General features: G+C 39.1%; 6 protein-coding genes and 1 other RNA gene. 1 reads left to right on the top strand and 6 read right to left on the bottom strand.

The genetic code is table 11. The annotated features are described in order from the left end of the window. The 5 genes from AKA01nite_RS08955 to dnaX all read right to left on the bottom strand — a co-directional run. A partial coding sequence (locus AKA01nite_RS08955) for a DUF8508 domain-containing protein (protein ID WP_146924985.1) occupies positions 1 to 4,356 on the bottom strand: 4,356 nt, incomplete at its 3' end. 401 nt (positions 4,357 to 4,757) lie between these two features. Then, positions 4,758 to 4,976, bottom strand: coding sequence for a DUF2508 family protein (locus AKA01nite_RS08950; RefSeq protein WP_186805153.1), 219 nt, complete (start codon positions 4,974 to 4,976; stop codon positions 4,758 to 4,760). A gap of 7 nt (positions 4,977 to 4,983) precedes the next feature. Continuing rightward, a complete protein-coding gene (recR, locus tag AKA01nite_RS08945; protein WP_146924983.1) occupies positions 4,984 to 5,580 on the bottom strand; it encodes a recombination mediator RecR in 597 nt (198 codons plus the stop codon). A gap of 62 nt (positions 5,581 to 5,642) precedes the next feature. After that, positions 5,643 to 5,960, bottom strand: a complete 318-nt coding sequence (locus tag AKA01nite_RS08940) for a YbaB/EbfC family nucleoid-associated protein (RefSeq protein ID WP_222592505.1) — start codon at positions 5,958 to 5,960, stop codon at positions 5,643 to 5,645. Positions 5,961 to 5,982: 22 nt separating this feature from the next. After that, positions 5,983 to 7,716 (bottom strand): DNA polymerase III subunit gamma/tau, encoded by a 1,734-nt coding sequence (dnaX, locus tag AKA01nite_RS08935; protein WP_146924981.1) that lies wholly within the window; start codon positions 7,714 to 7,716, stop codon positions 5,983 to 5,985. 284 nt (positions 7,717 to 8,000) lie between these two features. Between dnaX and AKA01nite_RS08930 the strand changes: the two genes are divergently transcribed. Continuing rightward, positions 8,001 to 8,861, top strand: a complete 861-nt coding sequence (locus AKA01nite_RS08930) for a DUF368 domain-containing protein (protein ID WP_146924980.1) — start codon at positions 8,001 to 8,003, stop codon at positions 8,859 to 8,861. Between the two features lie 98 nt (positions 8,862 to 8,959). Here AKA01nite_RS08930 and ffs read toward each other — a convergent pair. Next, an RNA gene (gene ffs / locus AKA01nite_RS08925) (signal recognition particle sRNA small type) lies at positions 8,960 to 9,047 on the bottom strand. Positions 9,048 to 9,544 lie beyond the last annotated feature (497 nt).

Below are 9,544 nucleotides of genomic sequence, written 5' to 3'. Positions count from 1 at the left end.
ACCGTTTTCTTCTGGTGCTTTTCTTACAGCGTGCTCAAGTAACTCTTTGATCTCTTGCCCTGAAAGTTCGGCAATCACTGGGTTATTACCAAATGGCAATACTGAGATCACTTCACCTGTTGTGATTGGTCCCTGGTCGATTGAGGTACGGATACCGCCACCGTTTTGGAACGCAATAACAGCTTCTGGGAATTTCTCTTGAGCTTTAGCGAGCATTGCATCAGTAACTAAGTTACCTAAGCGTGTTTCATCTGCACGAACACTCATTTCATTGCCATCACCATGTCTTGGGTTCTCTAGTTTTGTGACAGCTACGGCTCCAATTTGCTCATCAGCAATTTCATCGACGCGATCTTTATATTCTTTCATGACTGCAACGGCTTCTTCATTTGCGTCATAATTCTCTGTTGCTAATAGTTCACCGTCGAATCTTAGGACTTTACCATACTCATTAAAGCCGACATTCAATGTGCCTAAATTATCAGCATACTGTCCACCTTGAACGATTATCGTTGGATCTTCTCCATCTTTTTCAACAACTTGTGGTTCAGTTAATTCTGTGTGAGAGTGCCCCCCAACAATAATGTCAATCCCAGGAACTTCTTCAGCAAGACGAAGATCATTTCCAACTTCTGCAGCTGAGTCAAACCCTAAGTGGTTCACTGCCATTATTTTGTTGATTCCTGCTTTTTCAAAAGTGCTAACAGCTGCTTCTGCTGCTTTAATGAAATCAGAAAAATCAACTTCTCCTGGGCTGGAAATGTTTTTAGTGTCTTCGGTAGTTAATCCAAAAATACCGATTTTTTCACCATTGACTTCTTTTACGATCGTTTCGTAGATCTTACCATCTTCAGGATCTTCTTCCAGATACGTATCCAGTTCGAAAGGATCCATATACTTATCGCCTGAGAAGTCAACATTGGTACCTAGGAATGGGAAGTTAGCTTTTTTCACGAAATTGGCTAATGATTTATGCCCATTTTCTGTATCACCTAAATCAAACTCATGGTTACCGAAAGTCATAACATCGATGCCCATTAAGTTAAGTAATGCTAAATCAGCTTGACCTTTGAATTCGTTGAAGTATAACGTTCCTGAGAATACGTCACCTGCGTTAACAAGCAAAGCATCTGGATTGGTTTCGCGGAATTCATCGATTGCTGTGATCATGTTTGGATAGTTTTCAACACGTGCATGTGTATCATTCATGTGCATGACAGACATGGCGAATGTCTCAACTTGTGCTGATGTATCACCCAGTGCTAATTGTGCTAAGACAGGATCATGGTCACTAGCTCGTCCATGCATTTCTGTATAGTCCGAGTTGACATTGATCATGTCTATATCAGCTGTGTCAGCCATATTGTTCGATACTAGAATGTGATCCAGCACTTGTGAGTTGCCTTGATATACATAGCTGTATCGTCTTTCAATTGGAACCTGATCAACCAGATTTGTTAAAACATCACCTTTCAACACATCTAGTGGCTCAGAGAATTCGAAATCATTCATATCACCAAGAACAACGATATTTTCATCTGGACTGTCTGCTAATATTTCATCAACAAAAGTATTGACAGACTGTGCCAGTTGAATACGTTCGTTTCTACTATTCATCTGAGGTGGCTGATTTTGTCCGAAGAATCCTTGGTCGCCACTTTTTGAGTTCAAGTGGTTAGCGATAACAACGACACTATCACCTTTGAATTCAAATTCAGCTGCTAAAGGTTTTCTTGTACCTGGGAAGTCTGTTGGAGAGACACGACCAGGGTTAAGAGTAAGTTCACCATTTTCATAACCGACAGCATCAGTTGACCCGCCTTTGTCTTTATCGATCATTGAAACACGTTTTGGATTGTAAAGGAAGCCTACACGGATATTTCCGCTTGGTTTACCTCCATCTTTGTTGTATTCAGGATCAATATTTGCAAAGTCATAAGTTGGACCACCAGCTTCAACAATTTTATCAATTAATCGCTGATAACTTTCGCTGGCTTCTGCTGTTTTGGAATCTGATCCATCATTTGCCATGATCTCAACTATTCCAATTATATCTGGTTCATTCATATCTTTTACAAATGTTTCTGCAATTTTCGTTGCTTTTGTTTCTGATGTTTCACCCACGTTTGCCGAGAAGTTCTCAACGTTATATGTGGCAACAGATAACTTATCTTCATCTTTTTTAATTGTTGTTTCAGTATTAGGCATTTCAGTCTGAACTAAAGCGTCTTCTACATCGCCTAAATCTGCATAAACTTTATAGTTACCAAAACCATAGTTTACAACACCGGTAAGAGCTTTTGTAAACTTATCCCCGGTTTTAACTTTCAAGTCTCTAGCAGGTCCATTTGGCTGAACTTTAAATGGAATAAGCCCAGAATCTGGTTCATCACTTGTCAACTTGATTCCGCCATTAGCTGTAACATTTGAAGGATTATAATCTTCTGTTACAACAAATAAATCACCATGATCTTGAGGTGCTACAGCCTTTGACTCTTGCACTTCAACGCGCATACCTTCTAAAGTTTCCCAATAGTCAAGTGAATAAGCATTCGGATCAAAATTATCTAGAGTATCTTCTTTAATTTTATCCGGGAAATCAGTTGATGAAAGTTTAATAGCTTTTGGTAATTCAACATTTGATTCTACAACATTAACAATTCCGCCTTTGTCATCGCGGGCATTGATTTGTGTAATTGGAAGATCGTCTTCCTCTTTACTTCCATATCCATCGATTTGATATTCGGAAACTGTACCAGTTACTTGTACAAGGTCTCCAACTTTATAATTATCTGCACTACCTAGATAAACAACAATACCTTCTGAGGTATTTGGATTATCATCTTGTGCACCTTCAGGAGTCTGCATGTGGAAGTACTTAGATCCTCGTATTTCGTACGTATAAGTTACAACACCTTTCACGCTGTAAACTTTTTCACCTTCCATAGGAGAATAATGTCCAGCGCCTTGGATATCATGGATTTTGTTTCCTTCTTCTATATCTACTGCTGTATAACTAAATTCTGCCATTTCACTCACACGATCTTCAACCATAGCAATAGCTTGAATCGTCATGTCTTTATCAATAGTAATAGGGCTTGTATATTCAGTACTTGATTCAGTAGGATTTGTTCCATCTGTTGTGTAATATATTTTTGCTCCTTCGGTAGCAGAGCTCAAAACTACTTCAGTACCTGCAGGAATATTCCCACTTTCTGGACTTGCATAAACTGGTCGGACGATACTTGAGTCTTCAACGACATCTAGCTGATCGCGAGGTACCAATTGAACATCTTCATCGAATTGAGAAACAATACCCGTTATCGTTTCATATGTGGTCCCTTCTGATAATGTCAGTGCTCCTCTTTCGTCTCTAACTACAAATTTAGTTCCAGAACTATCTGTTGCTTGATAGTTACCATAATTGTCCACTGTGCTGGTAATTTTTACATCATTGACAGTTACCAGTTTAGACTGGTATTCAGAAAGATCAGAACCAGTTAAAACAACCGGTTTAGGTGCTTCAGAAGTTTCTTTGTCTTCTAGTTGAGCATTATCTAGTTGTAATAAACCTCTATAATCTTTTAAATCGCCTTTTACAGTAATCTCATCGCCAACATTAACATCAAGCGATGTGGGTCTTACAGCAATTGCGGCGGTACCATCTTGTATTTGGATCGTATTTTTTAGTCTAGCAGTTACGACACCTTTTATTTTAGCTCTTCCAGTTTGCTGTGCACGTGCATCAGCAATTGATAAAGTTTCCAGTACTTCTGGTTCTTCAGGTGTTTCTTCTCCTGTATTTCCGTCAGTAAAACGAAGCTCAGATATGTCTTTTATCCCATTTGTACTATTGTATTTTTCTAAAGAGCCAGTAACAACTACTTCGCTCCCAATAATATCTGGATTAGTCTGTAGTCCAAAATCTTTTCTATAGCTTTTTGCTATTTGGACAACTACTATATTATCGACATTAGTTTCATCCTTTTTGTCAGCTATAGCAAGATTATAGTCGTTTCCAAAACCACTAGTGTTGAGCGTTGGGCCGTTAGTTACGTGTCCTACGATATATCCAGAAACTGTCGCCTCAGTTTTATCATTATTTCGTGCAATAGCATCTGCTACTGAAATAGTTGTTTCCGCGGCAGGAGCTGCAACTTTAGTCTCATCCTTTTCAGCGTCAATATTAGCCGCATCTGGTGTTTCAGCTTCTGCATTATTTGCGGGTGCTTCAGTCTTAGGCTCTGTCTCTCCTTCAGCATATGCCGATATCGGGGCTGCTGTTTGAGCGAATGAGCTTAACAAAAGCATCGTTGCCAGGGAAAAGCTATATTTTTTTCGCCAGTTCTTTTGCATTCGATTCTCTCCTTTTAATGATTTACTCTAGTATTCATTATGTACGGTTTGTTTCAGAGATATCCCCCCTTGAAAGTAAATTGACATAGTAAATGTTTAGAGTAGCTTAAAAAAACTTAGTAATACCCTCTTTGTATGCCCTTACAAATAATAGCGGCATAACAGAGTTTAAAAGCGATTACATTCGTCAATTCGAAAATATAATAACATCATTGCCTTATATGATCGCTCGTATCTAATAGTCTAATCTACAACATTCTTCTTGTCAACGCTTTCAGAGAAATTAATTATACTACCTAGGACAAACTCATATACTTTGTGCTTTTTCCGTATAAAAGAATTTCATCAGTCTTTTTTTGATACAAAAAAAGCCGACTTTAATGTAGTCGACTTTTTTCAGATTAATCTCTTTCCCATTTTCTCAGCCGTGCTTCTTTGATCAGATAAAAGTAAAGAGCTTTTTTAAGTTTATAGTGAGCTTTCCATTCAGGCTGGTCGTTTACGATGAGTGATTCGTCTTTTTTATAATCTTCAAACTGCTCTCGCTGTTTTTGTATCAGACTGATCAGTTTTTCATCATATGTCTGTTTCAATTTATTTTTTCTTTTAAAAAGTGCCATCATACACCTACATTTCTCTCCGGCCCTCTACTGCTTTTAAGAGGGTCACTTCATCTGCATACTCAATGTCACTGCCAACAGACAAACCATGGGCCAGACGCGTAACTTTTATGCCGGATGGTTTGATCAGACGTGAGAGATACATCGCTGTCGCTTCCCCTTCAGCAGTGGCGTTGGTGGCAATAATGACTTCTTTGACTTCGTCTTTTTGAAGTCTCTTGATCAGGACAGGGATATTGATATCTTCAGGCCCTGTTCCTTCGATCGGAGAAAGTACCCCGTGCAGCACATGGTACAAGCCTTTATAATCCTGCATTTTTTCCATCGAGATAACATCTTTAGTGTGCTCTACGACCAAAATGACAGACTGATCCCGGTTTTTATCTTCACAAATATCGCATGGATCATTCTGAGTCATATTGCCGCAGATCGAGCAATATTGCAGATCCCTTTTCACACTGATCAGTGATTTGGCGAAACGCGTCACGTCTTCTTCCTGCATATTGACTGTGTAAAAAGCTAGCCTTGCAGCCGTTTTTTCGCCTATGCCCGGCAATTTCATATAACTTTCCATGAGTTGCGCAATTGGTTCTGGATAGTGCATAATTGTTTCCTTTCCAACAGAAAGCCCCAAACTGAATTGAGGCTTTCACTCTTTATCTGATTTTACAGTCCGGGTATACCCAATCCTTTAGAATATTTACCCATGACTTTTTCTGTTTCTGCATCGATTTTTCCGAGAGCATCATTAACAGCCAGTAAAACTAAATCTTCAATGATTTCTGCATCTTCCGGATCGATGATTTCTTCTTTGATTGAAACGTTCTTACATTTTTTATCTCCGGTGAATGTTACTGTGACCAGATCATCATTAGCTGTTCCAGTAAATTCTTTTTCGTTTAGTTCTGCCTGATTCTGTTCCATTTCTTTCTGCATCTTCTGCATCTTTTTCATCATACCCTGCATATTTCCCATTCCACGCATGTTCATCATCCTTTTCTTTAAATTAGTCGGCTATCGTTACATTTTCTTTTCCAAACAGATTGACTGCTTCACTGACTACAGCATCCACTTCATCTGTTTCTTTTGTTTCTTCTTGCTTCGTGGACTCTTCCTGATTTCCATTTTCATTTTTCATTTGATCAATGTATGCCTGCCGTACATCCATCCATTTATCTGAAGGAACAGTTGCCAATTCCGCCCGGTGTCCGATAACTTTTTCCAAATAGTCTCCAACCGCATCGATCAGGAAAGTATCATTCGCAGCTCTTTCACACAGAATATCATAATCAAACGTCACGACCAAACCATGGGGGCTGGCAGCTACTGGTTTGGATGTATTCATAATTGCTTTCTGACTGGTCGACAAGGCATTGATCAAATCAGGCCAGACATCTTTCAGTTTTGCCAGATCATTTCTGGTTGCCTGTTTCAGTATACCAAAAACTTGATGTGTATTTACTTTAAATACTGTTTGCCCAGCAGCTTTTCTTGATGTTTTACGTTTTGGCGCTCTGACTGTCTCGCTGTCTGAACCGTTCTTTTGCATCTGTTCGATTGCTTTTTGCATTTGCTTCAATTTATTTTTCAGTGACTGGATTTCCTGACTCTCATCAGTATCTTTTTTGACTTCTGACTGTGTCGTAACAACCGGTTCTGATTTTATTTGAGCAAGACGTACTGTTGCAACTTCTAAATATACCTCAGCATGCGTTGATGTGCGCATCTCCTGCTGGGTTTGATTCATTATTTTTATAATATCATAAATTTTCTCCGGCTGCGCATTTACTGTCAATTCACTGAATCTTTCATCCACTTTACTCATCTTAAGCAGGTTTTCATCTTTTGTTTTCTGATAGATAAGAATATCACGGGAGAAGAGTATAACGTCTTCAACTAACCGGTTGGCGTCTTTTCCTTCCTGCATCATCTGATGAAGCAGTCCGAGGCCTTTTTCAGTATCATGGTTCAAAGCTGCCGATATATAATCGATCATTAAATCCTGGGTGATACTGCCTGTGATCCTTAGGGTATCGTCAAGTGTGACGCTCCCATCAGAAAATGAAATAACCTGATCCAATATACTCAAGGCATCACGCATGCCTCCTTCTGCCGCTTTAGCAATGCTCATAAGGGCGTCCGGGTCAAATTCCACATTTTTTTCATTGAGTATATAGGTCATTCTTCTGATGATATCTTGAGCTGAGATGCGTCTAAAATCAAATCGCTGCGTACGCGATATGATGGTCAAAGGTATTTTATGGGGTTCTGTCGTCGCTAAAATGAACACGACATTCATCGGCGGTTCTTCAAGCGTTTTTAATAAAGCATTGAATGCACCCATTGAGAGCATGTGTACCTCATCTATAATGTACACTTTATATTCTGCTTCTGTCGGAGCATAGTTCGCTTTCTCTCTAATATCACGGATCTCTTCTACACCATTATTACTTGCTGCATCAATTTCAATAACGTCGCCAAGCTTGCCTTGAGTAATCGATCGACACAGGTCACATTCATTGCAAGGTTCACCGTCTTTCGGGTTTTTGCAGTTCATTGCTTTGGCAAATATTTTAGCCGCACTCGTCTTCCCGGTTCCTCTTGGTCCAGAAAACAAATAGGCATGGCTCGTATTCCCATGACTTAAGGCATTTTTTAAAGTTCTGGTTACAGCTTCCTGACCTGCGACATCTTTAAATTGCTGGGGTCGCCAGACGCGGTATAATGCTTGATAGCTCATGTTTCCCCTCTTTTCTCAGTAAGTCAGTCTCTCTACCATTATAGGTCAATTTTTGTCTATTTCAAAAGTTTTTTAAAGAAATTATTCTACAGATTACATATGTGTGGAATGATTATTGCAGTTTATCTTCAGATAAAAAATATCGGCTCAGTTCCTGAAAAAATTGGTTAAATACTTGTTTTTTTGTTTCTAAACAGGATTCTGGTAAACTGGTTTTAGCTTGTTTTGCTTGTGTGTTTGATTTCAAAAAATATAATACTGATAAAAAAAGGAGACACTTTTTAATGAAAAATCATAAAGAAACCAGCCGATTTCAGTTTGTCGATTGGCTTTTGCGTGTACTTAAAGGAACCCTTATTGGCTCCGGAGCGATTCTTCCGGGGGTCAGCGGTGGAGCTTTAGCCGCCGTCTTTGGTTTATACGAACCGCTTATATTATTTATTTCAGATATCACTAATCAATTTGTGAAAGGGATCAGATATTTTCTTCCTGTGGGCATTGGGGCATTGCTCGGTGTATTCGTCTTGTCTTATCCCCTGGACTATGGTCTTCAATATTACCCCGTGCACGTTCTTTGGGCTTTTATTGGAGCGATTCTTGGGACCTTGCCGACTTTGTATCGTGAAGCAGGAAAGAACGGTAGAAAGTCGTCTCATATCTTTTTAGCTATTTTCACGAGTATTATTATGTTTATTCTCTTGTTCTGGGCAAATAGGAACCTTGATTTACAGGTCGAACAGACCAATGTGACGTGGTTACTCTCAGGAGCGATTTTTGCTTCAGGTTTCATTGTCCCCGGATTAAGTCCATCCAATTTTCTTATCTACTTGAATTTGTACCAGCCTTTAACAAGAGCCATTCGCGTATTGGATTTTTCTATTCTGATACCGGTAGCTATCGGAGCACTGGTCTGTGTTTTCCTTTTTGCGAAAGCTATCCGCTATTTATTGAAAATTGCTTATGCGACGGTTTTTCATTTTGTTTTCGGAGTTGTAGTTGCTTCTACAGCGATCATAGCGCCATCGCTTGACATGTACGGTTCGCTCGCGGCGCTTGACTATGGCATGGTCATCCTGTTTTTCTTTTTAGGTTTGGCTCTTGGGTTATGGATGGGACGACTGGAAGATACGTATAAAACGGCTTAATGTTACTTATCTCTTAGTGTAAGTATGGAAAAAAGATGTTCCTGACTGATATCAGGAACATCTTTTTCTATGAATAGGTTTAAAGTATCCATGGCTATGTATTCACATGACACATGGCGGAGCGATACTTAGTGCTGCTTCCTTCCGGACCTGACACGGTTCATATGTCCGCCATTGCCATGTGGCCTCTCGGCAATTACTATAATAGCATAGGTGAAACTTTTTTTCCAGAGTAATTTCAAAAAGAACAGCTGACTCCATTGATTACCTTAATAACACGTGAGCTGCTTTTTCGATGCAGCAATCGGTATTAATAGAAAGACTGATAGCAATACAAAGGCTGTTGTCACTACTGATGCTGGTATAAAATAAGTGATTCCTTGAAGAATCATAAAGTATAGAATATAAAATCCGATACTAAACGCTGGACACATCAATCGTTTCATTCTTGTCACTCCTCTTGAAGAAACAGTTTACCATCTCTTTTCTCTTATTACCAGTTTTTCTTAATTAAATAAAAAATAATAATTTTGTTGTACTTAGAGCGATGCTATTGCTTTCATAATGAAAAACCAAGCCGAATGGCTAGGTTTTTTTCATTTTAAAATAACTTTTCTTAATTTAACTAGGATTAGTTACGGTTTCTTTCTCTGTTAGACCTTCGTTGCTCTCAGCAGTACCTA

This window comes from Alkalibacterium kapii, from assembly GCF_007988865.1.
GTDB classification, from domain to species: Bacteria; Bacillota; Bacilli; order Lactobacillales; family Carnobacteriaceae_A; genus Alkalibacterium; species Alkalibacterium kapii.
Note: the sequence above shows the minus strand (reverse complement) of the source record. Positions and strands in the feature narration are given on the sequence as shown.

What these genes read in the sequence shown, in the direction of transcription:
- AKA01nite_RS08940 (WP_222592505.1), bottom strand. Translation starts at nt 5,960, where the DNA reads ATGCGTGGAATGGGAAATATGCAGGGTATGATGAAAAAGATGCAGAAG.
- AKA01nite_RS08950 (WP_186805153.1), bottom strand. Translation starts at nt 4,976, where the DNA reads ATGGCACTTTTTAAAAGAAAAAATAAATTGAAACAGACATATGATGAA.
- dnaX (WP_146924981.1), bottom strand. Translation starts at nt 7,716, where the DNA reads ATGAGCTATCAAGCATTATACCGCGTCTGGCGACCCCAGCAATTTAAA.
- recR (WP_146924983.1), bottom strand. Translation starts at nt 5,580, where the DNA reads ATGCACTATCCAGAACCAATTGCGCAACTCATGGAAAGTTATATGAAA.
- AKA01nite_RS08930 (WP_146924980.1), top strand. Translation starts at nt 8,001, where the DNA reads ATGAAAAATCATAAAGAAACCAGCCGATTTCAGTTTGTCGATTGGCTT.